Below are 24897 nucleotides of genomic sequence, written 5' to 3'. Positions count from 1 at the left end.
CCACTAAATCTAATCTGGATCGAATCTCGAGAGGCGGCGCATGCGCCGCCGGACGGAAGGACGACGGTGTCTGTGAGAACCTCTCGAGCGCTGCGGGCGGTCGCCGCCGGCGTCGCTCTCGCCCTGGCGGGCACCCTCCTCGCGGGGTGCAGCAGTGACGGGCGCGAAACCATCCGCTTCACCTTCAGCAAGCGCGAGGCCCTCGCCTTCATGAACGGCGTGGTCGACCGGTACAACGCGTCGCAGGATCGTGTGCGCGTCGAGATGGACACCTCCGGCGTCGACGTCGTCTCGGCCAGCTTCGTCCGCGGCAACCCGCCCGACATCATGCTCGCGAACTACAACTACGAGACGGCCCGCTTCGTGCAGCGCTGCGCCCTCAGTGACCTGAGCGGTACGGCCGCGGCCTCCACGACCCGCGACGACCTGCAGGCCCTCATGGACCAGTACGGCTCGTGCCCGGGTCGCGTCAGCGCGCTGCCGTACTCGGTGATGGCGGCATCCGTCATCTACAACGAGGACCTCTTCGCGCAGGCCGGCATCGACGTGCCCACGACGTGGGACGAGCTGCTCGCCGCCTGCGCGAAGCTGAAGGCGGCCGGCATCACCCCGTTCTACGCGACCTTCAAGGACGACTGGACGGTCGGACAGGGCTGGTACGACTACTCGGTCGGCGGCTCGGTCGACGTCGTCGACTTCTTCAACCGTCTCGCCGCGGAAGGCGACGCCGTCGGTCCCGACGCGGCCACCTCGTTCCAGAAGGACTTCACCGCGCCCTTGGAGAAGATGACGCAGCTCACGTCGCAGTTCGTCAACGCGGATGCCGCCAGTCGCGGCTACGGCGACGGCAACCTCGCCTTCGCGAAGGGCGAGGCGGCGATGTACCTGCAGGGACCGTGGGCGTTCAGCGAGATCGCGAAGACCGCGCCCGACCTGAACCTCGGCACGTTCCCGCTGCCGATGACCGACGATCCGGCCGACCTCCGCGTGCGCGTCAACATGGACCTCGCGGCGATGATCCCGGAGGGCTCCCGCCACAAGGATGCCGCGCGGGACTTCCTCGAGTACCTGTACCGCCCCGAGACGATCGAGGCCTACAACGCCGCGCAGCTCGGCTTCACCCCCACCACCGACGCGCCCGCACCGGACGATCCCCGCATCGCCGGAATGATCCCCTTCTACACGGCGGGCAAGGTCTACCAGGGGCCGTCGGTGCTGGTGCCCAAGACGATCCCCGTCTTCAACTACGTGCAGGCCGTCGTGCTGGGCGCGAGCCCCGAGGCGACGCTGCGGACGATGGATGCCGACTGGGCGCGCCTCGCCTTCCGCGCACCCGCCCCCACGACCGAGACAGAGGAGTCCGGGCAATGACCACGTCCACGATCGTCACCGCCGGTGACCGCACCGCCCGGCGCAGCCACCGGCGCGTCGAGCCGATCTACTACTTCTTCCTGCTCCCGAGTCTCGTCCTGTTCACGCTGGCGATCACGGTGCCGGGCGTCGTGGGGATCTTCTTCAGCTTCACCGACTCGATCGGCATCGGCGAGTGGCACTTCACGGGGCTGACCAACTACATCGCCCTGTTCAGCGACCCCGCCATCCTGCAGAGCTACCTGTTCACGATCGGCTTCTCGATCGCGACCGTGATCGTCGTGAACGTGCTGGCGTTCCTGCTCGCGGTGGGCCTCACCGCCCGCATCCGGCTGAAGACGGCCCTGCGGACCGTGTTCGTGATCCCCATGGTGATCTCGGGCATCATCATCGCCTACGTCTTCAACTTCCTGTTCTCGAACTCGCTGCCGTCGGTCGGGGAGGCCCTCGGCATCCCGGCGCTGTCGACGAGCCTGCTCGCCGATCCCGACCTGGCCTGGGTCGCGATCGTGATCGTGACCGCGTGGCAGGCGATCCCGGGAACGCTGCTCATCTACATCGCCGGCCTGCTCGCCGTGCCCGGCGACGTCTATGAGGCGGCGGCGCTGGACGGCGCCTCCAAAGGCCAGCAGCTCGTGCGCATCACCCTGCCGCTGGTCGCCGGGTACGTCGTCATCAACGTCATCCTCGGATTCAAGGGCTTCCTGAACGCGTACGACATCATCGTCGGACTCACCAACGGCGGCCCCGGCACCGCCACCCGCAGCGTCGCGATGACGATCATCGCGGGCTTCAACGGCGGCGACTACGCCTACCAGATGGCCAACGCGACCATCTTCTTCGTCGTCGCCATCCTCATCTCCCTGCTCCAGCTCTCGCTGACTCGCGGAAGGAACGCCTTCTGATGTCCACGCAACCCGCCCTCATTGCCGAGGATGCCGCCGCCTTCGCGCCCGCGGACGACCGCCGTCGCAAGAGCCCCGCCACCCGCGGTGAGCGCGTCAGCTGGTCGACCACGGTCATCCTGATCCTCTGCGCCGTCACCGTGCTGCTGCCGCTGTACGTCACGATCTCGATGTCGCTGAAGACCACCGGTCAGGCCGTCGACGGCAACGCGTTCTCGCTGCCCGCGCCGTTCAGCTTCGACGGCTTCGTCGAGGCGTGGAACCTCACGACGTTCCCGGTCGGGGCGGGCATCTCCCTGTTCGTCACCGCGGGCACCGTCGTCGCGACGATCCTGCTGGCCGCGTTCGCGTCGTACGCGATCGTGCGCAACTGGGATCGGCGGCTGTTCCGGTACTCGTTCTTCTACCTGCTGGCCGCGATGTTCATCCCGTTCCCCGTCGTGGCGCTGCCGCAGATCCAGCTCACCGGCCGGGTCGGACTGGACAACCCGTTCGGGGTCATCATCCTCGCCACGATGTTCCAGCTGAGCTTCAGCGTCCTGCTGTTCACGGCGTTCCTGCGGTCGATCCCGATCGAGCTCGAGGAGAGCGCGCGCATCGACGGCGCCACCACCTGGCAGACGTTCTGGAGGCTCATCTTCCCGCTGCTCGCACCGATGAGCGCGACCGTCGGCATCTTCGCGTTCCTCTACGCCTGGAACGACTTCATGATGCCGTCGCTCATCATCTCCGACCCGGCGCTGCAGACGCTGCCCGTGCGCCAGAACCTCTTCCAGACGCAGTTCAGCAACAACTACAACGTGTCGTTCGCGTCGTACCTCATGGCGATGGCGCCCGCGATCCTCGCCTATCTCTTCACCCAGCGCTGGGTGATGGAGGGCGTCACCCAGGGCGCCGTCAAGGGCTGATCCCGTCTCTCACCTCCCCTCTCCTATCGAAAGGTCCCGCATGTCCGCCCTGCTCTCCGTCTCCGACCGCCCCGCGCTCTCCCGCCCGGAGGATCGGGACTGGTGGCGCCAGGCCGTCGTCTACCAGGTCTACCCCCGCAGCTTCGCGGATGCCGACGGCGACGGCATCGGCGACCTCCGCGGCATCCTGTCGCGCGCCGACTACCTGGCCGAGCTGGGTGTGGATGCCGTCTGGCTCAGTCCCTTCTACCCCTCCGAGCTCGCCGACGGCGGCTACGACGTGGCGGACTACCGCGACGTCGATCCGCGGCTCGGCACGCTCGACGATTTCGACGAGCTCGTCGCGGCGCTGCATGCCCGCGGCATCCGGATCGTCGTCGACATCGTGCCGAACCACACGTCCGACCGGCACGCGTGGTTCCAGGAGGCCCTCGCCGCCGGTCGGGGATCGGCCGCACGGCGGCGCTACATCTTCCGCGAGGGAAGCGGCCCCGACGGATCCGAGCCGCCGACGGACTGGACCGCGGCGTTCGGCGGGTCGGCGTGGGAGCGCGTCGCCGACGGGCAGTGGTACCTGCACAGCTTCGCGATCGAGCAGCCCGACCTCGACTGGAGCAACCCGGAGGTGCGCGCCGACTTCCTGACCACGCTGCGGTTCTGGTCGGATCGCGGGGTCGACGGCTTCCGCATCGACGTCGCGCACATGCTCACGAAGGATCTGAGCGAGCCGCTGCCGTCCGCGGCCGAGCTTGCGGCGCTGCCCGTCGACGGCTCGCACCCGCTGCTCGACCGCGATGACGTGCACGAGATCTACGCCGAGTGGCGCCGCGTGTTCGACGCGTACGACCCGCCGCGCACGGCCGTCGCCGAGGCCTGGGTCGCCTCCGACCGGGTGCCGAAGTACGCGAGCCCGGAGAGCCTGGGCCAGTCGTTCAACTTCGACCTGCTGCGCGCGTCGTTCGACGCGCGCGAGTTCCGCCGGATCGTGACCGACAACATCGCCCTCGCGGCCCGTTCCGGCTCGTCGAGCACGTGGGTGCTGTCGAATCACGACGTGTTCCGGCACGCGACGCGCTACGCACTGCCGCGGGTCGAGGAGATCGACGGCGCCGTGCCGAACCGACACGGCGGGGGCTGGCTCGAAGCCGGCGCCGACGAAGCGGTCATCGATCGGGTCGGGGGACTGCGGCGTGCGCGCGCGGCGTCGCTGTTCCTGCTCGGGCTGCCCGGATCGGCATACCTGTACCAGGGCGAGGAGCTGGGCCTGCACGAAGTGGCCGAGATCCCCGCCGACCAGCGTCAGGACCCGACCTTCTTCCGCACGCACCAGGAGCAGTACGGGCGCGACGGATGCCGCGTGCCGCTGCCCTGGACCCGCGAGGGCTCCTCGTTCGGTTTCGGTTCGGGCGGCGCGCACCTGCCGCAGCCGTGGTGGTTCGCGGACGTGGCGGTCGAGGCGGAGGAGGGCGACCCGGCATCCACGCTCTCGCTCTACCGTCGCGCGCTCGCCCTGCGGCACGAGCTGCTCGCGCCGGAGCACCTGGAATGGGTCGAGACCGGCCGGGACGACGTGCTGCGCTTCCGCCGCCCGAACGGGTGGGAGGTCGTGACGGTGTTCGGCGTGGAGCCGTTCGCGCTGCCCCTCGCCTCGGGGCAGCGTGTGGTGCTGTCGAGCGCGCCGATCGACGGGGGCGTCGTGCCGGGGGAGACGACCGTGTGGGTCGCCGCGGCCTGAGCCGGCGGGGTGACCTCAGGGGCGCCCGAACTGCACGGTCTCTCGGGCGGCGCGCCGCCGGGTGAGCGGATGCCGCGGCGTGTCGCCCGGCATCCCTTGCAGTTCGGGCGCCGCGGGCGGGCCGCGCGAACCTGCACGATCAGACGATCGCGCGCGCCTTGTTGTTGCGGGGGTCGTGCGTCAGTTCGATCAGACCCAGCCGCTCCAAGAGCGGAGGAACGTACATGGCGAACCGTCCTCGATACCCCTTGCGCAGGCCATACCACCCACCGACAGGGTTCGTGGGCTCCCGAGCCCATGCTTCGATCGTTCCGGGAGATGCCGGCTTGTTCTCATCCGCGGCTCCGAGTGGAACCCAATCCCCCTGAGCCGCGAGCCACTGCGTCAGATCTTCGACGGCACGGGCGTGGTAGGTGAGCCAGGTGGTGCCCACGTGGCAGAACAGCACAGGGGGGTCGGCGGAATCATCCCGGTAGATGCTGTAGCGGGATGTGCCCGGGGCGGTGGTCAGATCCCAGGGGGATTGCTTCGTGCCTTCGACCATGGCTGCCTCCCGCGAGCGTGCTTGACCGTCAGGCTCGCACGGCACCGGCGCCGAGTCAACGATCGCGGCAGCGGTCGAGCCCAGGTTGCCGAGGCGAGGGGCTGTGGAGAACTTCCGTGGCGGGTTCGTGACGCTGGCTAGGATGCCGGGGTGACAGCCCCCCGCTTCGTACCCCGTACCGCTCTCGTCCTCCTTCTCGGCGCCGCTGCTCTCGGCTTCGCGGGATGCGCCGCCGCGGCCGACGTCGCGTCATCGCCGTCGGTCTCCGGCTCGGGCGCCGTCGGAGCCGCGACGCCCACCGGCAGCACCGGCGATCCCGGCGACGGCGACGGAGGCGACGGCGGTGGTGACGCGGGCGGGGGCAGCGCACCGTCGGTCCCGACCATGGCGCTCGCCGATGTGCTCGGCCGCTACCCCGACTGCGCCGCGATGGGGTCGCTGCTGGGCTCGGCGCTCGACGGGCTCGAGCCGAACGGTGCGGACAACGACGGCCAGACCGTGCAGTGCGACTGGATCTCGGCGATCGGCGACGACGTCAACAATGTCAGCATCACGGTCACGACCAACAACGGCGCCGTCGACGTCGCCGCCAAGGACGACATCGCCGCCATCGGCTCCGAGTATGTCGCGGATGCCGCGCTCGAGGCGCGCGGCGGCATCGCCTGGCTGACGAAGAACACCGGCGACCTGCGCATCTTCGTGACCAACGTCGACGTGCCGGGGCTCGCCGTCGCGATCACCTCCGGTGCCCTCAACCAGGATCCGCGCATCTCCGGCGGCCCCGCGGTCGCCGCCGCGAAGCAGCTCCTCGGCATCGCGGGCTGACACTCGACCGCCGCGCCGCCTCCGGCCCGGGCACACCGACACCCGACCCGGCCGTGGCCGGGTAAACTCTGGCGTGCCCGAAAGTCCCGCCGACCCCGCGAACACCCCCGAGAGCTCCGCCTCGGCACCGCCGACGACCGACCCGAGCGCGCCGACGATCGACCCGGCCGAGCTCGAGATCGCGTTGCGCGTCATCGACGCGGCATCCCACCTCGACCGCGACGATCCCGCGTACATCGCCCTGCGCCGCCAGACGGGCAAGATGTACAAGGACGTCAAGCGCCTGTCCCGTCAGGAGAAGCGCCAGCGCATCGCCGACGCCGACCGCGCGGTGGTCGCCGCCACCGCCACGGGCGCCCCCGACCGCATCGACGACGAGACCCGCGGCATCCCGCTCGCGGCGCGCACGGCGGCGCCGATCGCCGGCGAGCTGATCAAGCCCCGCGCCTGCTACATCTGCAAAGAGCTGTACACGACCGTCGACGCGTTCTACCACCAGCTGTGCCCCGACTGCGCGGCGATGAGTCACGCCAAGCGCGACGCCCGCACCGACCTGACCGGCAGGCGAGCCCTCCTCACCGGCGGCCGCGCGAAGATCGGCATGTACATCGCTCTGCGGCTGCTGCGCGACGGCGCGCACACGACGATCACGACACGCTTCCCCCGCGACGCCGTCCGCCGCTTCTCGGCCCTCCCCGACAGCGCCGACTGGATTCACCGGCTCAAGATCGTCGGCATCGACCTGCGCGATCCCGCCCAGGTCATCGGTCTCGCGGATGCCGTGGCCGCCGACGGACCGCTCGACATCCTCATCAACAACGCGGCGCAGACCGTGCGCCGCTCCGCCGGGGCCTACAAGCCGCTCGTGGATGCCGAGCTCGCGCCGCTGCCGACGGGACCCCTGCCGGAGCTGCTGACCTTCGGCCACACCAACGACGCGCATCCCCTCGCGCTCGCGCAGTCGGTGTCGAGCCATCCGATCCTCGCAGCCGCGGCCCGCACGGCCGACGAGCTGACCGCCGAGGCGATGGCGGCGGGCTCGTCGTCGCTGGAGCGCCTGGCGGCGGGCACCGCCATCGACGCGGGCGGTCTCGTGCCCGACGAGAACCACATCAACAGCTGGACCCAGTCGGTGGACCAGGTCGAGCCGCTGGAGATGCTCGAGGTGCAGCTGGCGAACATGACCGCGCCGTTCCTGCTCGTCTCCCGCCTGCGCCCCGCCATGGCGGCGTCGCCGGCGCGGCGAAAGTACGTCGTGAACGTGTCGGCCATGGAGGGGGTGTTCAGCCGCGGATACAAGGGGCCGGGGCATCCGCACACGAACATGGCCAAGGCGGCGCTGAACATGCTCACGCGCACCAGCGCCCGCGAGATGTTCGAGACCGACCGCATCCTCATGACGGCCGTCGACACCGGCTGGATCACCGACGAACGCCCCCACTACACGAAGGTGCGCCTCGCCGAGGAGGGCTTCCACGCACCGCTCGACCTGGTCGACGGCGCGGCCCGCGTCTACGACCCGATCGTGCGGGGCGAGGCGGGCGAAGACCTGTTCGGCATCTTCCTCAAGGACTACCGCAAGAGCCCGTGGTGACCGGCCGCTGACCGGTCGGCGCGCTCAGTGCTCCGGCAGGAAGTAGGCCGCCGCGAGCGGCGCGACCTCCAGAGCGGATGCCGCGGCCCGGTCGACCCAGCGCAGCTCCTCGATCTCGGCATCCGTCACCGGCTGCTGATCGCCGATGTCGACGCGGAAGACGTCGGCGACGACGGCGAAGCCCGGCTCGTTCGCGGCGGGCGCGGTGAACTCGCCGAGCGGCGTGAGGTCGGCACCGGTCAGGCGCAGCCCGATCTCCTCGGCGAGCTCGCGGATGAGCGTCTGCGCGGCATCCTCACCGGCCTCGGGCTTGCCGCCCGGCTGCATGAACGCGCGGGTGCCCGCCTTGCGCACGAGGAGCAGGCGGCCGTCCGCGTCGGTGATCACGGCGGCGGAGACGCGGATCGAGCGTGCGGATCCGGTCGGGGCGGCGGAGGCATCCGGTGTCGAGGTCACCCTCGAACGCTAACAGTCGACGACCCCGTGCCGCCGCGGCGTCGCGGGTGCGCTGAGCCCGCGCGCCCGGCGAGGGCGGCCCCTGGCCGTGCGCCGCCGCAGACGGTTGACTGGGCGTATGAAGCTCCTGCTGACCTCGGGCGGGGTCACCAACGACAGCATCCGCCGCACCCTCGAGGAGATGCTCGGCAAACCCATCGCCGACAGCTCCGCGCTGTTCGTGCCGACGGCCCAGTGGGGGCAGCCGATGTGCTCGCCCGAGACGGTCTGGCGATCCACGGCGGGCACCTGGCCGGACGGCATCCCCAGTCCCGTCGAACTCGGATGGCGCTCCGTCGGGGTGCTCGAGCTCACCGCACTGCCGACGATCGCGCCCGAGCGGTGGATGCCGTGGGTGCGCCAGGCCGACGCCCTGCTCGTCGACGGGGGTGAGGCGGTGTACCTCGCCGAGTGGATCCGCACCTCGGGGCTCGGCGATCTGCTGCCCGAGCTCGAGGACACCGTCTGGGTCGGCATCAGTGCGGGGAGCATGGCGCTCACACCCCGCGTGGGCCCGGAGTTCGTCGACCGCGACCCCGGCGGCACCGACGAGACGCTCGGCCTCGTCGACTTCTCGATCTTCCCCCACCTCGACTACCCGGGCTGGACGGGGAACACGACCGCGGCGGCGCACCGATGGGCGGCCGCCCTCGGGGCGCGCGCCTACGCCATCGACGACCAGACGGCCATCCGGGTCGTCGACGGCGCGGTCGAGGTGATCTCCGAGGGCACCTGGGAGCTGCTCAACGCGTGAGCATCACCTTCAGCGCCTCGCGCGCGTCCATCGCGGCGTAGGCGGCGGGCGCCTCGTCGAGCGTCATGATCCGGTCGAACACGCGGCCGGGATCGATCGTGCCGTCGAGCACCAGCGGGATCGTGTCGTCGAGATAGGCGCGCACCGGGGCCACCCCTCCGGTCAGCGTGATGTTCTTGCCGAACAGCGACGCCGATCCGACCGGTGCGCTCTCGTACTGCGGCACGCCGACGCGGGAGATGACGCCGCCGGGGCGCACGACACCGTACGCCTGCTCGTACGCGGGCATGTGGCCGACGGCCTCGATGACGACGTGGCTGCCCTCGCCGTTCGTGAGGTCGCGGACACGGGCGATCCCCTCGGCTCCCCGCTCCGCGACGACGTCGGTCGCGCCGAACTCCACGCCGAGATCGGTGCGGTCGGTGTGCCGACCCATCAGGATGATCCGCTCGGCCCCGAGGGTTCGGGCGGCCAGCACCGCCGACAGGCCCACGGCGCCGTCGCCGATCACGGTGACCGTCTGCCCGGCGCGGACCCGGGCGAGATGCGCGGCGTGATAACCCGTGAGGTACACGTCCGAGAGCGTCAGCAGCGAGGCGAGCAGCGCGTCGGATGCGGCATCCGGATCGACGTCGCGCACGACGACCAAGGTGCCGTCGGCCTGGGGGATGAGGGCCCGTTCGGCCTGGAGGCCGCCGACGCGCCCGCTGCCGTAGAACCCGCCGTGCAGGCACGAGGTCTGGAAGCCCTCCCGGCAGAAGACGCACGTGTTGTCGGAGTAGACGAACGGCACGATCACGAAGTCGCCCGGGCGCACCGCCGTCACCTCGGCGCCGGTCTCCTCGACGACGGCGATGAGCTCGTGCCCCATCCGCCGGCCCTTCGACGACTCGGCCATCGAATGGTACGGGTGCAGATCGGAGCCGCAGACGCACGCGCGGACGATGCGCACGACGGCGTCGGTCGGCTGCTGGACGACGGGATCGGGGACGTTCTCGACGCGGACGTCTCCGGCGCCGAACATGACGGTTGCTCGCATGAGTACATTTCACGCCATCCGGCCTGCCCTTTCCATTATCCCGCGCGGAGGGGGGCTTGCCGCAAGGGCCCCTCCGTGGGGCAGAATCGCAGGTCGCGCCGTCTTTTGCGGCGCGAGAAGGGGATTCGGATGCCGACGGGAAACACTTCGGAGAGCGTGTTCGATCTGCCGTCACGGCTGCACCGCAAGGCCGATCCGCTGCTCATCGGCCGGGACGAGCAGCAGTTCGCCGCCATCGCCCGGGCCCTCGCCGCCGACGTGCGGCGCACCGAGGAGCGTACGGCGGCGCTGCAGCGCGAGGCCGTCGGCGGCGGCCAGCGGGCGCTCGAACGCGACCTCGAGGTGCAGAGCCTGACGGCGCGGCTGCGCATCCTCCGCCGCTTCGGCCTCGATGCCTGCATCGGCCGGATGGTCGATGCGGCGGGAACCGTCACCTACATCGGGCGCTTCGGTCTCGCGGATGCCGCGGAGGAGCGGCTGCTGACTGACTGGCGGGCCCCGGCATCCGCCCCGTTCTTCGCCGCGACCGCGGCGCGTCCGCTCGGTCTCACGAGCCGGCGCCGCTATCGCTGGCGGGAGGGACGCATCGTCGACTACTGGGACGAGGTGTTCGCCGACGACGGCGTGGACCACAGCGGCGCGCTCGACGACCAGTCGGCGTTCATCGCGAGCCTCGGCGCGAGCCGTTCGCCCCGGATGCGCGACGTGCTCGGGACGATCCAGGCCGACCAGGACGCGATCATCCGCGCCGACTCCCGGCGCGCGCTCGTCGTCGACGGCGGCCCCGGGACGGGCAAGACGGTCGTCGCGCTGCACCGCGCCGCGTACCTGCTCTACGACGATGCGCGGATGCGGGCCGGACACGGCGGGCTGCTTTTCGTGGGCCCGCACCGCCCGTACGTCGACTACGTGGACGACGTGCTGCCGAGCCTCGGGGAGGACGGCGCGCTGGTCTGCGCCGTCGACGATCTCGTCGCCGGGGGCGCCGAGGCGGCGGAGGAGGCCGATCCGCAGATCCGGCGCCTGCTCGGCGACGGTCGCGTGGTCGACGCCGTCGACGCCGCGGTGCGCCGGTGGCAGCGCCCGCCGACGCGTGCGACCGCGATCGAGACCGCGTGGGGGACCGTCGTGGTGGGGCCCGCGGAGTGGTCCGAGATCTTCGCCGACGCCGACGAGCTGCCGCACAACGCGCACCGCGCGCGGGCCTGGGATCGCCTGCTCGACCTGCTCGAGGACCGCATCGACGACGACCTGCGCGACGGCGGTGGCGGGTCGGCGGATGCCTGGGGGGAGGGCTGGGGCGAGGCGTCCCGTCCCCGCGACGACTTCGACGCGTACGGCTCGGGCTGGGAGGAGGACGAGTCGACCCGCGAGACGCTGGAGAACGACGAGGAGCTGCGGGCGCTGTTCGATCGGGCCTGGCCGCTGCTGGATCCCGAGGCGCTGCTGCGCGGGCTTCTCTCGACGCCCGAGCTGCTGCGACGCTGCGCACCCTGGCTGGCGGCCGCGGACGTCGACGTGCTCGTCGCGCGCGGTGCGCCGCCCGCGTGGACCGACGTCGATCTGCCCCTGCTCGATGCGGCCCGCCGCGGCGTCGGAGATCCGCGCAGCGAGGTGCGCGAGCGGCGGGCGCGCCGTGCGGCCGCCGAAGAGCGCCGGGTGATGTCCGACGTGGTGAGCGACCTGATCGCGGCCGACGACGGCGACCTGCGGATCATGTCGATGCTGCGCGGGCAGGATCTGCGCGGCACGCTCGCGCAGCCCACGGCATCCGAGCGCGACCCGTACGCCGGGCCGTTCGCGCACCTGGTCATCGACGAGGCGCAGGAGCTCACCGACGCGCAGTGGCGGATGCTGCTGCACCGGTGTCCTTCGCGGAGCGTGACGATCGTCGGAGATCGTGCGCAGGCGCGCCACGGTTTCCCCGAGACCTGGGGTGAGCGGCTCGCGCGGGTGGGCCTGGATCGGGCGAACGTCACGTCGCTGAGCGTCAACTACCGCACGCCCCAGGAGGTGATGGACGTCGCCGGCCCGGTCATCCGCGCCGCGCTGCCCGATGCGAACGTCCCGGAGTCGATTCGCCGCACCGGGATTCCGGTCGCCTACGGGTCGCGGGACGAGCTGGAGGCGGTGCTGGACGCGTGGGAGCGCGACCGCGCGGAGGGGACGGCCGTGGTGATCGGCGCGCCCGCGTTCGCATCACGACCGCGGGTGGCGTCGCTCGATCCGCAGCGGGTCAAGGGCCTCGAGTTCGACCTCGTCGTGCTCGTCGATCCCGACCGGTTCGGCGGGGGGATCACCGGCGCCGTCGACCGGTACGTCGCGATGACCCGCGCGACCCAGCGCCTCGTCGTGCTCTCGTGACACCGGCTGCGCGCGGGAGCGCCGGCACGCTCAGCCGGCGCGGCGCAGACGCAGGCCGAGGAAGAGCACCGCGGATGCCGCGGTCAGCGCCGCGGCGAGCACGATCACCGCGGTCCAGCCGGCGCCGGCGAACAGGTGGGTCGAGGCCGTCCCCGCCACGGTGCTGCCCAGGTAGTAGGTGAGCAGGTAGGCGCTCGAGGCGCGCGACGTGCTGCGCCCGGTCGCCTGGGCGCGGGCGACGACCCAGCCGCTGAGCACCGAGTGCGTGCCCAGGAACGCCGCGGTCAGCAGCCCGAGTCCCGCGAACACCGCGACGACGTCCGGCCAGACGAGCAGGCCGATCGCGCCGAGGGTGGCGGCGGCGCCGAGCAGGGATGTCAGTGCGCGACCGCGGCGGCGCGAGATCCGGTGGAACAGGCCCGGCGCGAGGATGCCGAGGGGATAGGCGAGGTAGACGAACACCTCCGCCGCTCCGAGCGAGAAGGGCGGCCCGTCGAGGCGGAACGGCACGGCGTTGTACAGCCCGACGAACGTCGCCATCGCGAGCGCACCGGCGGCGCACACCGCCAGGATGACGGGGTCGCGCAGGGAGGCGACCGTGCCGCCGAGCAGGTCGCCGAGTCGGAGGGGGAGGGGCGCCGCGCCGTCGCGGGGCAGTGCGATCCACACCAGGGCGCCGACGACGACGCTCACGCCACCGAGCACGATGCTCACCGTCTGCCAGCCTCCGAGGGCCGCGAGCGGCAGCGGAGCGAGCCGCCCGACGGCCCCGCCGACCGCGGTGCCGGAGATGTACAGCGCGTTCGCGCGCCCGTGCGCGTCGTCGCGCACGGCGTCGCGGAGGTAGGCGAGTGCGACGGCGGGCAGGACGGCCAGGGCGAGGCCGCCGGCGGCACGCAGGGCGAGGAAGAGCTCCCACGTGGGCGCGACGGCGCAGGCGACGGACAGGACTCCGGCGAGCACGAGCGAGCCGCTCATCGCGGTGACGCGCCCGATGCGGTCGGAGAGCGGGCCCGACAGCAGCAGTCCCAGCAGCATGGCCGCGGTCGTGGCGGAGATCGCGAGCCCGGACGCTCCGGCATCCACCCGGAACGACGCCGCGATCGCGGGCAGCAGCGGCTGCGGGAAGTAGATGATCGCGAAGTTCGCGAGGCCGCCGGCGGCCAGCAGGCCGACGACCCGGCGGTAGGAGGGGGTGCCGGCGGCCAGGCGCGCGATCGAGCCGGTGGGGGTGCGGTCGAGCACGCTGGCGGCCATGGGCTCCATCGTGACCCGCCGGTGTCGTGTCCGGAAATGATCTGACGGGCCCGTGTGATGCGTCTGGCGCATAATGAGGCCCATGGACGAGCAGGCACTGCGGATCTTCCTCTCCCTCGCCGAGACGCAGAACACCCGCGACACCGCGGCCGAGCTGCGCGTGAACCAGTCGAACGTCTCGCGCGCCCTCGCCCGCCTGGAGGCGCAGGTGGGGATGCCGCTGTTCGCGCGGCACGGCAAGCGACTCGAGCTGAACGCCGGCGGCCTCGCCTTCCGCGCCGACGCGGCCGGTGTGCTCGACGCCTTCGACGCGGCCCGCCGTCACGCCGAGCTCATCGCGGAGGAGGGGCGGCTGCTGCGCGTCGGGTTCCTGCACTCGGTCGCACGGTGGATGGTGCCCGACGTCGTGCAGCGCTTCCGCGCGCTCCGGCCCGACGTGCGCGTCTCGCTGCGGCAGGGCTTCGCCCGCGATCTCTACGGCTGGCTCGCGCTCGATGCGATCGACGTCGCGCTGAGCACCGCGCCGATCGCGCCGTCTGCGGCGTCCGACGACATCGGCTGGCTCGCCCTCGCCGAGGAGCCGTTGTGCATCGCCGTCCCGGCGGGGCACCCGCTCGCGGCGGCCGACGGGGTCGAGGTCGGCGACCTCGCCGGTCGCGACTTCATCGGCTTCTCGCGCATCGCCGAGCTGCGCGCGGTGGTCACCGGCATCCTCGACGAGGCGGGCGTCGCCGTGAACGTGACCTTCGAGAGCAGCGAGATCGACACGATGCGCAGCCTGGTCGCCGGCGGTCTGGGCGTCTCGATCCTCCCGCGCACCCCGGGTCGCGACGATCCGGGGGTCGTCTACCTGCCCCTCCGGCCGCGCCGCGTGCGGGCGCTGGGCATCGCGTGGAGCCCGACGGCGCAGGGCGCCCCCTACGCGACCGCGCTGGTGGCGGCGCTCGCGGCTCCGTAGCCACCCGGCCCGATCCGCGAGCCCCGCGCGGCGGACCGACTGACCGACGACGGGCGACGATCCGGACACACGGACGCGGCGGCATCCGCCAGAATCGTGGTGCCCGGCCGTCGCGCGATGGACGGGCATCCGTTTCGACCGCCCTCATCCGAAGGACGTGCTCCCGATGACCGAGAACTGGTTGCTGGCCCGACCCGACGTCGACCTCGACGAGGTGCGGGTGCTCGCTTGTCGCGAGTACGGCGTCGACGGCGAGCTGACCGAGCTGGGCAGTCAGCAGGATCGCAACTTCCTGGTGCGCGGCGCCGACGGCGCGGGTCTGCTCGTCAAGATCTTCCACCCCACCGTCGACGCGGCCGCGGTCGCGCTGCACATCGCCGCATCGGACCGCCTGCGCGCCCAGGGGCTCCTCACGCCCGAGGTGCTCACGACGGCAGACGCCGCCCGCACGACGCAGATCGTCTGCGCCGACGGGCAGATCGCCCGCGTGGCCGGGTTCCAGATCGTCGACGGCCGCCCGTTGTCCGACGTCACCGACGCCGATGGCGCCCAGGCCGAGGAGCTCGGCGCGCTGGTCGCGGAGGTCACCACCGCGTTCGCGGGGCTGGATGCCGACGACACCGACCGCAATCTGCAATGGGAGCTGGGCAACGCGCTCGCCGTCGTCGAACAGCTCATCGACGACCTGCCGGAGGATCGGCGCGAGCAGTGCCTCACCGCGGCCCGGCGTGCGGCGGCCGAGCTGGACCGTGTCGCGGCGGACCTCCCGCGTCAGGTGATCCACGGCGACCTGACGGCCGACAACGTCATGCGCGACCGTCGGGGGCGGCACTGGGTGATCGACCTCGGCGACGTCGCGACGTCGTGGCGGGCCGCCGAGCTCGCGATGCTGCTCGCCGACCTCATGGGCCGCACCGACGACCTCGCGATCGTCGGCCGGGCCGTCGCCGGCTTCGATGCGCACGCGCACCTCGCCGACGCCGAGCTCGAGGCCCTCTGGCCCCTCGTCGTGCTGCGCGGTGCCGTGCTCGCCGTCAGCGGGTGGAGCCAGCTGCGCATCGACCCGGGCAACGACTACGCGCGTGAGCGGGTCGAGCACGAGTGGCAGGTGTTCGCGCGGACGGCGCGCGTGCCGTCGTCCGAGGTGACGGCGCAGCTGCGTCTCGCGGCCGGGCGGCCGCACCGCCGGGGCGTCGCCTACCGGCCCGTGCTGGCGCGGGGGGATGCCGCGGCCACCGTGGATCTCGGCATCCGGAGTCCGCTTCTCGATCGGGGCCGCTGGACCGTGCCCGGCATCGAGCAGGAGCTCGTGAGGGAGGCGTTGAACGATGCGCCGATCGCCGTGCTCCGCTACGGCGAGAGCCGGCTGAGCCGCGTGTCGACCGACACCACGCGGTCCGCGGCGACGCGGGCGCGCTGCGTCGAGCTGTGGACGCGTCCGGGCGCCGCGGTCGCCGCGCCCTTCCGCGGCTTCACGCAGGTCGACGTGGGCGCCGGCGCGGTGGAGCTCCACGACGCGGGCGTCGTCCTGCGGATCGAGGGGGTCGACCTCGCCGCCGAGGTCGCGGCGGGCGAGGCGGTGGAGGCCGGGGCCGTGCTCGGCCGTGTCGCCGAGGCCGAGCCGGGCCTCGGGCGTCTGCGCATCACGAGGCGCCTGCGCGACGCCGCACCGGCCGCCCCGTTCGTCGACGCCGACGGGGAGGACCAGACGCCGGGCGCCGCGGATCCGTCGCCGATCCTCGGCGTGCCGCGGGTGGCCGACCCGGTGGCTGCGACCCGCCGCGCCCGACGGGTGCGGGAGGAGGCGATCGGCGCCGCCGCGGAACGGTTCTACGCCGAGCCGCCGCAGATCGAGCGCGGCTGGGGCGCGCTGCTCGTCGACACGCAGGGCCGCGCGTACGTCGACCTCGTCAACAACGTCTCGGCCATCGGTCACGCCCACCCCGAGTTCGCCGACCGTGTCGCCCGCCAGCTGAACCTGCTCAACACCAACTCGCGCTTCCTCTACGACGCGTTCGCGGAGTTCGCCGCGCGGCTCGTCGCCCATGCCCCCGACGCGTCGCTCGACACGGTGATCCCCGTCAACAGCGGCTCGGAGGCCGTCGATCTGGCCCTCACCCTCGCCCGCGTCGCGACCGGCCGGCGCGATGTCATCGCGGTGCGCGAGAGCTATCACGGGTGGACGAGCGCCGCCGACGCCGTCAGCACGTCGGCGTTCGACAATCCGCACGCCGCCGACTCGCGACCCGACTGGGTGCACCTCGTCGACGCCCCGAACGCCTACCGGGGCCGCCACCGCGGGCCGGATGCCGGGGCCGCCTACGCGCGCGAGGTCGCCGACCTCGCGCGCTCCCTGGCCGCGGAGGGCCGCCCCGCGGGTGCGTTCATCTGCGAGCCGGTGCTCGGCAACGCCGGCGGCGTCATCCCGCCCCGCGGCTATCTCACCGCCGTCGCCGACGCCGTGCGGGCCCACGGCGGCCTGGTCGTCGCCGACGAGGTGCAGGTCGGCTACGGGCGCCTGGGCGACGCGTTCTGGGGGAGCACGCTGCAGGGGCTCGACCCCGACATCGTCGCGGTGGCCAAGGCCGCCGGCAACGCCTACCCGCTGGGAGCCGTCCTCACCCGCCGCGAGATCGTCGACGCGCTCGCGCGGGAGGGGACCTTCTTCTCGTCGGCCGGCGGCACCCCCGTCAGCGCCGTCGCGGGATCGGCGATCCTCGACATCATCGACGCCGAGGGGCTGCAGGACAACGCGCGCCGGGTCGGCCGCGTGATCGCCGACGGGGCCCGCGCGCTGGCGGAGCGGCATCCGCTCATCGGCGCGGTGCACGGCACGGGCCTGTACCTCGGCATCGAGCTGGTCCGCGACCGCGACACCCTCGAGCCGGCCCGCGCGGAGGCCGCGCGCGTGTGCGACCTGCTGCGCGAGCACGGTTTCATCGTGCAGCCGGCGTCGGAGCGGCAGAACGTGCTGAAGGTCAAGCCGCCGCTGGTGCTGACCGAGCCCGACGCGCGTCGGTTCCTCGCCGCCCTCGACACCGTCTTGAGCACGCTCGGCGACTGAGCGCGCTCAGCCCCGCAGGACCGCGACGATCTCGTCGCGGGTGGGCATGCCCGCCGCGGCGCCGGGGCGGGTCACGGCGAGGGATGCCGCGGCACTCGCCGCCGCGAGGGCGTCCGTCAGCTCGGCGCCGTCGGCGAGCCACGCGACCAGCACTCCCGCGAACGTGTCGCCGGCGCCGGTGGTGTCGACGGCGTGCACGGCGCGGGCGGCGACGGGCGCGAGGAGGGTGCCGCCCCGGGCGACGATCGCCCCGGCCGCACCCCGCGTGACGACGGCGATGCCGCTGCCGTCGCCGCCCGCGGCGTGGGCGCTGAGCGCGCGGGCCGCCGCCTCGGGGTCGTCGCGCACCGCCGCCTCGGGGTCCAGTGCCCGCAGCAGCACGGCGGCCTCGCCGTCGTTCGGGACGACGATGTCGGCGAGCGGAACGAGCTCGGCGGCCGCGGGCACGGCGGGCGCCGGGGTGAGCACCGTCCGCACACCGTCGGCGCGCGCGAGCTCCAGAGCCGCGCGCACGAGCGTCAGCGGGCGCTCCAGCTGCACGAGGAGGAACGCCGCTCCCGCGATGGCGCGCCGGTCGGCGTCGGTGAGGGCGTCGTCGGCGTTCGCCCCCGGGACCACCACGATCGCGTTCTCGCCGTCGTCGGTCACGCTGATGGCGGCGACCCCGGTGGACCCGGCCGCCGCGGGCGCGGTCACGGTGCGGATGCCGTCGGCATCCACGCCCGCCGCGCGCAGCGCCGCGACCAGCCGGTGGCCGAACGCGTCGTCGCCGACGCACCCGAGGAACGCGACGGTGTCCGCGGACCCGGCGGCCCGCGCCGCGGCGATCGCCTGGTTGAGCCCCTTGCCGCCGGGCCCCGTGGCGAAGGACGTGCCCGCGAGCGTCTCGCCCGGCCGCGCGAGACGCGGCTGTCGCACGACGAGGTCCATGTTGGCGCTGCCGAGGACGACGATCCGGCTCATCCTCAGACTCTACGGGGAGCGCCCCGCGCGGCGGCCGGCCCGTCCGGGGCGGCTCGTAGAGTGGGGGAGATGACTTCCTCGCCGCAGTCCCGTCGCCCCCTCTCGTCCCGGCCGCTTCCGCGTCGTACCCCTGTCGAGCTCGGCATCCCCGAGGCCGCGGTGCTGGCGCTCGCGGAGAGGCTCGCGGCCGAGGGCCTCGACCCGCACGCGCTTCTCGTCGCCCGCCACGGAGAGGTCGCGTTCGAGACCGCGTGGGCTCCGTACCGGTTGGAGCGGCCGGCGCTCGTGTACTCGGCATCCAAGACGTACACGTCCCTCGCGATCGGCTTCCTCGCCGACGAGGGCCGGCTGCGACTGGACGACTCGGCCGGCATCGCCGTGGGCGAGGACAACCCGCACGGCATCACGGTGCGCCATCTGCTCACGATGAACACCGGGCACTCCGCGGAGCAGATCGACCGGATCGGCGCGGACCCGCTCGTGCTTCTCCGGGAGGCTCCGGCGTTCGCGCCCGGCACGCACTTCGCGTACAACTCCCCGGCCACGCACACGCTCTCCGCGATCGTCACGGCCCTCACCGGCGAGCCGCTCACGACCTACCTGCGCCCGCGGCTGCTCGACCCGCTCGGCATCGGGGAGCGCTGGATGTCGCCGTACGGAGGCATCGAGCACGGCGCTTCCGGCTTCCACCTCACGGTGGACGACCTCGCGCGGACCGCGATCATGCTGGGTGCGGGCGGCGTCTTCGACGGCGTGCAGGTCGCACCCGCCTGGTACGTCGAGGAGCTGTCGCGCCCCTGGTCGGAGACGGCCGCGTTCGACGGTCCGGTGGCCGCCGACGGCGAGGTCAACGACTGGGCGGTCGGCTACGGCTACCAGGTGTGGCGCGGCCGTCACGGGTTCCGGCTGGACGGCGCCGCCGGGCAGTTCGGTCTCGTCCTTCCCGAGCACGACCTCGTCATCGCCTACCAGGGCGCCACGCTCGACACCCAGGCGACGCTGCGCGCGTTCTGGGCGTTCGTCGCGGCCGTCGAGGTCGCGGATGCCGCGGGCGGCGCGGATGCCGCGACCCCCGCTGCCGGGGCGGGCGCAGGCGCGCCGGCGGGGACCGCTCCGGCCGCGACCGCCGGTGCCGTGCCGCGCGATGCGTGGACCGCGCGTGACCGGCTCGCGGTCAGCGCCGAGCCGTTCGCCTCCGCGGGGCTCGTCCTCGACGACACGGCGGACGGGTGGAGCCTGGTGCTGCCCGACGTCGGCACGCTGCCGGTCGCCCCCTTCTGGCAGGAGGTCGCGGTCGAGGGTCCGGCCGCCGACGGCGCCCCCGGCGCCACCCACCTGCGCCTGGCCACCCGCGGGGAGCGCGGCGACGACGGCAGCGTCCTCGTGCACGTCGTCGACACGACCTCCCCCCACCGCGCCATCATCCGCCGTGCCGCTTCCGGCGCCGTCGACGCCGGCTGGCACGTGCCGCCCCTCGGGGGAGGTTGGGAGGTGCTGCGCGTCCCGGCATCCGTCCCCCGCATCGACACCTCGGCATCGGCCGTGCTGCTCGACATGGACGGCACCCTCGTCGACTCGCACGCCGTCGTCGAACGGCTGTGGACGCAGTGGTCGCTCGATCACGGCGTCGACCCGGCGCGGACCCTGTCGATCATCCACGGCCGCCAGGGGCAGGACTCGATGGCGCTCCTGCTGCCGGATCGCCCGCACGAGGTCAACCTCGCCGAGAACGCCGCGCTGCTCGCCCTCGAGACGGCCCAGACCGACGGGGTCGTTGCGATCCCCGGCGCGGCCGCCCTGCTGGCCGCGCTCGCCGCGGCCGACCTGCCCTACGCCCTCGTCACCTCGGCGACCACGGAGCTCGCGACCGCGCGCATGCGGGCGGCCGGGCTGCCGCTGCCGCCCGTCGTCATCGCCGCCGCCGACGTGAGCCGCAGCAAGCCCGACCCGGAGGGATTCCTCGCAGGCGCTGCCGCGCTCGGGGTGGATGCCGCGCGCTGCATCGTGGTCGAGGACTCCGCCAACGGCATCGCCGCCGGACTCGCCGCGGGCATGCGCGTGATCGGCATCGGTCCGCACGCCGCCGAGGCGGCGCCCACGTGGACGGTCGCGGACGCCCGCGGCATCCACGTCACCCGCTCGGACGGCGCGGACCCTCTCATCACCCTCGACTGACCCCGCCCGCCGCCCCCGCCCCCGCCGCGCCCGCTCACGCGAGAAACCACATCCGCCCCGAGAAACCACGGCGCCGACGTTTTCTCGGGATGGATGTGGTTTCTCGGCCGCGCCCCGCGACCGCTCGGCCGCGGGGTGGCGCCGTCAGTCGGTCTCGCCGTGCGGGGCGCGGTGGCCCTCGCTGAAGCTGAGGTTCTTGCCGAACGCCTTGCCGATGATCAGCGCGATGCCGACGATCACGAGACCCACGGCCAGGCCCGCGACGGCCGACACGAAGGTGTCGCCGACCCAGACCACCACGGGCCCGAGGGGCTCGAGCGCGTGCTCGACCGCGTGGAGCAGCTCGACCGGCGCGTGCCAGCCGACCTCGCCGAGGTTCGCGAGCACGAGGTGGCCGCCGACCCAGAGCATCGCGACGGTGCCGACGATCGAGATGACGCGGAAGACGCCCGGCATCGACCGCACCACCCGCATGCCGGTGTGGCGCACGCGCGCCGACGAGCTCTTGGCCATCTTCAGGCCGATGTCGTCGATCTTGACCAGCAGCGCGACGGCCCCGTAGACCAGCGCGGTCATGGCGAGCGCGATGACGGCGAGCACGGCGAGGCGCAGCCAGAAGTCGAGCTCCGGGTCGACGTTCGACAGGCCGATGAGCATGATCTCGGTCGACAGGATGAGGTCGGTGCGGATCGCACCTCTGACCAGGCGCTTCTCGTCGCGCCCGCCCTCGTCGTCGTGACCGCCGTGGTGGAAGCCGAACCACTCGAGCACCTTCTCGGCGCCCTCGAAGCAGAGGTACGCACCCCCGACGATGAGCAGCCACGGCAGCACCCACGGGGCGAAGGCGGTGAGCACCATCGCGATCGGGATGATGATGAGGAACTTGTTCGCGAGCGATCCCAGGGCGATCCGCCCCACCACCGGCAGCTCGCGCGCGGGCGACAGCCCCTGCACGTACTGCGGCGTCACGGCGGCGTCATCGATCACGACGCCTGCCGACTTCGCCGACGCCTTGAGCGCCGCGCTGAGGATGTCATCGACGACGGCGAGCAGACCCACGGACATGCCAGCAACAGTACCGGCCGCGCACGATCCGGCTCGCGGATGCCGGGGCTTGCATCCTCCGAATCGATTCGATAGCCTGAGACCCGGCGCTCCCCTCCGGAGCGCCTTTCGCCGTTTCCGCCCCCGTCTCGAACCCGGTCGTATGTCACGTTCTCTCACCACCGGTAGCCCCTGGCGCGTCATCCTCGCCTTCGCGGTGCCCCTGCTCATCGGCAACGTCGTGCAGCAGCTCTACCAGTTCGCCGATGCCATCGTCGTCGGCCGTCACCTCGGCGTCGACGCCCTCGCCGCCGTCGGCGCGACGGGAAGCCTGCTGTTCCTGCTGCTCGGCTTCGCATGGGGCCTCACGAGCGGGTTCGCCATTCCGACGGCGCAGGCGTTCGGCGCGCGCGACCTCGGCGCGGTGCGACGCTCGGTGGCGGCGGGGACCGTCCTCACCGCCCTCACGACGCTCGTGCTGACCGTGGCGGCGCCGTTGCTCGCCGGCCCGGCGCTGCACCTGCTGCAGACCCCGCCCGAGCTGATGGAGCAGGCGACCGTGTTCGCCCAGATCAGCTTCCTCGGCGCCGGCGCCATCATGGGCTTCAACTATCTGTCGGCGATCATCCGGGCCATCGGCGACTCGCGCACCCCGCTCGTGTTCCTCACGATCGCGTGCGCCCTCAACGTCGCCCTCGTGATCGTCATGGTCGGCCCGCTGGAGCTCGGCGTCGGAGGCGCCGCGCTGGCGACCGTCGTCTCCCAGGCGCTGTCGGTGCTGCTGTGCCTCGAGTACGTGCGGCGCCGGCTGCCGGTGCTGCACATGCGTCGCCTCGACTGGCGGGTGACCCGCGCCGATCTCACCGAGCACCTCCGCCTCGGCCTGCCGATGGGCTTCCAGGCCTCGATCATCGCGATCGGCACCCTCACGGTGCAGGTGGCGCTCAACACCCTCGGCGCCGATGCCGTCGCCGCCTACACGACAGCGTCGCGCGTGGACGGCCTGGCCGTCGCGCTCCTGCAGTCGCTCGGGCTCGCGGCATCCATGTACGCCGCACAGAATCTCGGTGCGCGCCGTCCCGACCGCATCCGCCGCGGCGTCGTGCAGGCCGTGTGGATGGCGCTGATCGCCGCCGTGGTCCTCGGGGCGCTGCTCATCGCCTTCGGTGCGCCGCTCGTGCGTCTGTTCGTCGGCGACGGCAGCGACACGGTCGTGCAGCTCGCGGCGCTCATGCTGCTCATCAACGGCGCCAGCTACACCGCGCTGGGCGTGCTGTTCATCCTGCGCGGCACGCTGCAGGGCCTCGGCAGCACGATCATCCCGACGGTCACGGGCCTCGTCGAGCTCGTCATGCGCGTCGGCGCCGCCGTCGTGCTCGGCCACCTCTTCGGTTTCGTCGGCGTGGTGTGGAGCAATCCGCTCGCCTGGATCGGCGCCGCGGTCATCCTGATCCCCGCCTACGTCCGCGCCCATCGCGCCCTCGAGCGGATGCCGGTCGACCCCGACGAGCCGACCCTCACGACCCCGATCGCCGTCATCGGTCCCACCGACGGGTCGATGGTGGTGGATGCCGTGGTCACCCAGCCCATCCCGCTGCCGCAGCAGCCGGCCGCCGACCTCGTTGCGGCCCGGCCCCGGCGGTGGAAGGGTGGGACCCGAGCGAAGCGGAGGACGCGATGAAGGCAGTTCTGGGCGATGCGACGGTGGCCGAGGCCGACCGCGACGATCTCATCTCGATCGAGGGCAACTGGTACTTCCCGCCGTCGAGCGTGAACTGGGATCTCCTGGAGGAGAGTCCCACTCCCTACACGTGCCCGTGGAAGGGCGAGTGCCAGTACTACTCGGTGCGCGGCGCCGACGGCCTGCTCGCCGACCGGGCCTGGGCGTACCCGCACCCGTACGAGAGCGGCATCGCCCGGGTCGGCAAGGACTTCTCGGGCTACGTCGCGTTCTGGAAGGAGGTGCGCGTCGAGGACTGACGCGCACCGCAGCGTCGCGGCGACCGCAGAGGCGGCAGGATGGATACCGTGACCGCTCCCCTTCAGAACCTCACGCAGATGCCCGACCCGCAGTACCTCATGGTCGGCGACGGCTACCGCATCGCGACGTACTCGTGGGGTGACGAGGACGCGCCGACCGTCGTGGTCGTGCACGGGTTCGCCTCGAGCACGAAGGACAACTGGGTCGCGACCGGGTGGGTGCGCGACCTGACCGCCGCCGGCTACCGGGTGCTCGCGCTCGACCAGCGCGGTCACGGCGCGAGCGACAAGCCGCATGAGCCGAGCGCCTACGACATCCGCCAGCTCGCCGGCGACGTCGAGACGATGCTCGACACCTACCTCGTCGACGAGGCGTCCTACGTCGGCTACTCGCTGGGGGCGCGGGTGGGGTGGGAGGTCGTGCAGGACATCGCCCCGCGCATCCCGCGGGCCGTCCTCGGCGGGGTCCCCGACGGCATCCCGCTCGCGCGCCTCGACCTCGCCCAGGTGCGCGCCCTCATCGCCGACGGCACCCCGGTCACCGATCGCGTCACGCAGAACTACATCGCGCTCACCGAGCGGGTGCCGGGCAACGACCTGCGCGCGCTGCTGGCGATCGCGGAGGGCATGCGGTCCTCCAAGACCGTCGACCCCGACCCCGCGCACGCGCCGCAGCAGCCGGTGATGTTCGCCACCGGATCGCTCGACGGCATCATCGAGGGCTCGAAGGCGCTCGCCGCGGCGTGCCCGCAGGGCCGCTTCGTCGAGATCCCCGACCGCCACCACTTCAACGCCCCCGGCTCGCGCGTCTTCCGCGCCGCCGCCCTGGATTTCCTGGCCGAGTAACCCCGCCGCCACCCCGCCGAGCCGCCACGCCGTGTGCGACCCGCCATGCCGCGGGCGGGCCGGCGCGTAGCGGCTC

20 protein-coding genes are annotated in these 24897 nt (G+C 72.7%); 14 read left to right on the top strand and 6 right to left on the bottom strand.

The window, feature by feature from the left end:
* Positions 1-66: 66 nt before the first annotated feature.
* From MHO01S_RS14330 to MHO01S_RS14315, 4 genes are read left to right on the top strand one after another with little or no spacing between them, the layout of a single operon-like run.
* Positions 67-1371: an ABC transporter substrate-binding protein gene (locus tag MHO01S_RS14330; protein ID WP_060960128.1), complete on the top strand. Its 1305-nt coding sequence runs from the start codon at positions 67-69 to the stop codon at positions 1369-1371.
* The gene (locus tag MHO01S_RS14325) at positions 1368-2276 is read left to right on the top strand and encodes a carbohydrate ABC transporter permease (RefSeq protein WP_060960129.1); all 909 of its coding nucleotides are present in this window, start codon (positions 1368-1370) and stop codon (positions 2274-2276) included. The genes MHO01S_RS14330 and MHO01S_RS14325 overlap by 4 nt, the downstream gene beginning before the upstream one ends.
* Entirely contained in the window at positions 2276-3184 is a 909-nt protein-coding gene (locus MHO01S_RS14320; RefSeq protein ID WP_060960130.1) for a carbohydrate ABC transporter permease, read from the top strand. Before MHO01S_RS14325 ends, MHO01S_RS14320 begins: the two co-directional genes overlap by 1 nt.
* Before the next feature lie 40 nt (positions 3185-3224).
* Complete coding sequence (locus tag MHO01S_RS14315; RefSeq protein WP_060960131.1) at positions 3225-4919, top strand: glycoside hydrolase family 13 protein; 1695 nt, start codon at positions 3225-3227, stop codon at positions 4917-4919.
* A 139-nt stretch (positions 4920-5058) separates the two neighbouring features.
* Here the strand turns inward: MHO01S_RS14315 and MHO01S_RS14310 are convergent, their stop codons facing one another.
* The gene (locus MHO01S_RS14310; RefSeq protein WP_060960132.1) at positions 5059-5463 is read right to left on the bottom strand and encodes a DUF6855 family protein; all 405 of its coding nucleotides are present in this window, start codon (positions 5461-5463) and stop codon (positions 5059-5061) included.
* Positions 5464-5613: 150 nt separating this feature from the next.
* Between MHO01S_RS14310 and MHO01S_RS14305 the strand changes: the two genes are divergently transcribed.
* Both MHO01S_RS14305 and MHO01S_RS14300 read left to right on the top strand, forming a co-directional pair.
* Complete coding sequence (locus MHO01S_RS14305; protein ID WP_060960133.1) at positions 5614-6288, top strand: hypothetical protein; 675 nt, start codon at positions 5614-5616, stop codon at positions 6286-6288.
* A 73-nt stretch (positions 6289-6361) separates the two neighbouring features.
* Positions 6362-7882, top strand: a complete 1521-nt coding sequence (locus MHO01S_RS14300; RefSeq protein WP_082734205.1) for an SDR family NAD(P)-dependent oxidoreductase — start codon at positions 6362-6364, stop codon at positions 7880-7882.
* Between the two features lie 24 nt (positions 7883-7906).
* Here the strand turns inward: MHO01S_RS14300 and MHO01S_RS14295 are convergent, their stop codons facing one another.
* The gene (locus MHO01S_RS14295; RefSeq protein WP_060960134.1) at positions 7907-8338 is read right to left on the bottom strand and encodes an NUDIX hydrolase; all 432 of its coding nucleotides are present in this window, start codon (positions 8336-8338) and stop codon (positions 7907-7909) included.
* A 118-nt stretch (positions 8339-8456) separates the two neighbouring features.
* Here MHO01S_RS14295 and MHO01S_RS14290 point away from each other — a divergent pair, with 118 nt between their 5' ends.
* Complete coding sequence (locus MHO01S_RS14290; protein ID WP_060960135.1) at positions 8457-9131, top strand: Type 1 glutamine amidotransferase-like domain-containing protein; 675 nt, start codon at positions 8457-8459, stop codon at positions 9129-9131.
* Here the strand turns inward: MHO01S_RS14290 and MHO01S_RS14285 are convergent.
* The gene (locus MHO01S_RS14285; protein WP_197425776.1) at positions 9121-10170 is read right to left on the bottom strand and encodes a zinc-binding dehydrogenase; all 1050 of its coding nucleotides are present in this window, start codon (positions 10168-10170) and stop codon (positions 9121-9123) included. The genes MHO01S_RS14290 and MHO01S_RS14285 overlap by 11 nt on opposite strands.
* Positions 10171-10299: 129 nt before the next feature.
* Between MHO01S_RS14285 and helR the strand changes: the two genes are divergently transcribed.
* Positions 10300-12534, top strand: a complete 2235-nt coding sequence (gene helR, locus MHO01S_RS14280; RefSeq protein WP_061782512.1) for an RNA polymerase recycling motor ATPase HelR — start codon at positions 10300-10302, stop codon at positions 12532-12534.
* Positions 12535-12564: 30 nt separating this feature from the next.
* Here the strand turns inward: helR and MHO01S_RS14275 are convergent, their stop codons facing one another.
* Positions 12565-13791 carry an MFS transporter gene (locus MHO01S_RS14275; RefSeq protein ID WP_255266106.1) on the bottom strand — a complete coding sequence of 409 codons (1227 nt, stop codon included), beginning with the start codon at positions 13789-13791 and terminating at the stop codon, positions 12565-12567.
* Positions 13792-13873: 82 nt separating this feature from the next.
* On the opposite strand from MHO01S_RS14275, the gene MHO01S_RS14270 reads away from it, so the two are divergent.
* Together MHO01S_RS14270 and MHO01S_RS14265 are read left to right on the top strand one after the other, a co-directional pair.
* Positions 13874-14749 carry a LysR family transcriptional regulator gene (locus MHO01S_RS14270; RefSeq protein WP_060960138.1) on the top strand — a complete coding sequence of 292 codons (876 nt, stop codon included), beginning with the start codon at positions 13874-13876 and terminating at the stop codon, positions 14747-14749.
* Between the two features lie 166 nt (positions 14750-14915).
* Positions 14916-17813 (top strand): aminotransferase class III-fold pyridoxal phosphate-dependent enzyme, encoded by a 2898-nt coding sequence (locus tag MHO01S_RS14265; protein WP_061782510.1) that lies wholly within the window; start codon positions 14916-14918, stop codon positions 17811-17813.
* A 6-nt stretch (positions 17814-17819) separates the two neighbouring features.
* Here MHO01S_RS14265 and MHO01S_RS14260 read toward each other — a convergent pair whose 3' ends face one another.
* Positions 17820-18776: a ribokinase gene (locus MHO01S_RS14260; protein WP_061782509.1), complete on the bottom strand. Its 957-nt coding sequence runs from the start codon at positions 18774-18776 to the stop codon at positions 17820-17822.
* A 69-nt stretch (positions 18777-18845) separates the two neighbouring features.
* Between MHO01S_RS14260 and MHO01S_RS16370 the strand changes: the two genes are divergently transcribed.
* Positions 18846-20951 (top strand): HAD-IA family hydrolase, encoded by a 2106-nt coding sequence (locus tag MHO01S_RS16370; RefSeq protein WP_082808092.1) that lies wholly within the window; start codon positions 18846-18848, stop codon positions 20949-20951.
* Between the two features lie 144 nt (positions 20952-21095).
* Here the strand turns inward: MHO01S_RS16370 and MHO01S_RS14250 are convergent, their stop codons facing one another.
* A complete protein-coding gene (locus MHO01S_RS14250; RefSeq protein ID WP_061782508.1) occupies positions 21096-22016 on the bottom strand; it encodes a DUF808 domain-containing protein in 921 nt (306 codons plus the stop codon).
* Between the two features lie 142 nt (positions 22017-22158).
* Between MHO01S_RS14250 and MHO01S_RS14245 the strand changes: the two genes are divergently transcribed.
* Genes MHO01S_RS14245 through MHO01S_RS14235 form a run of 3 tightly spaced genes read left to right on the top strand, consistent with a single transcriptional unit; the run spans position 22159 to position 24821 of the window.
* Positions 22159-23676, top strand: coding sequence for an MATE family efflux transporter (locus tag MHO01S_RS14245; protein ID WP_060960517.1), 1518 nt, complete (start codon positions 22159-22161; stop codon positions 23674-23676).
* Positions 23673-23975 carry a DUF427 domain-containing protein gene (locus MHO01S_RS14240; RefSeq protein WP_060960516.1) on the top strand — a complete coding sequence of 101 codons (303 nt, stop codon included), beginning with the start codon at positions 23673-23675 and terminating at the stop codon, positions 23973-23975. Before MHO01S_RS14245 ends, MHO01S_RS14240 begins: the two co-directional genes overlap by 4 nt.
* Positions 23976-24014: 39 nt before the next feature.
* Entirely contained in the window at positions 24015-24821 is an 807-nt protein-coding gene (locus MHO01S_RS14235; RefSeq protein WP_060960515.1) for an alpha/beta fold hydrolase, read from the top strand.
* The last annotated feature ends 76 nt before the right edge of the window (positions 24822-24897 follow it).

This window comes from Microbacterium hominis NBRC 15708 (genome assembly GCF_001592125.1).
GTDB classification, from domain to species: domain Bacteria; phylum Actinomycetota; class Actinomycetes; order Actinomycetales; family Microbacteriaceae; genus Microbacterium; species Microbacterium hominis.
The sequence above is the reverse complement of the archived record's forward strand: the minus strand, read 5'-3'. Positions and strand labels throughout refer to the sequence as shown.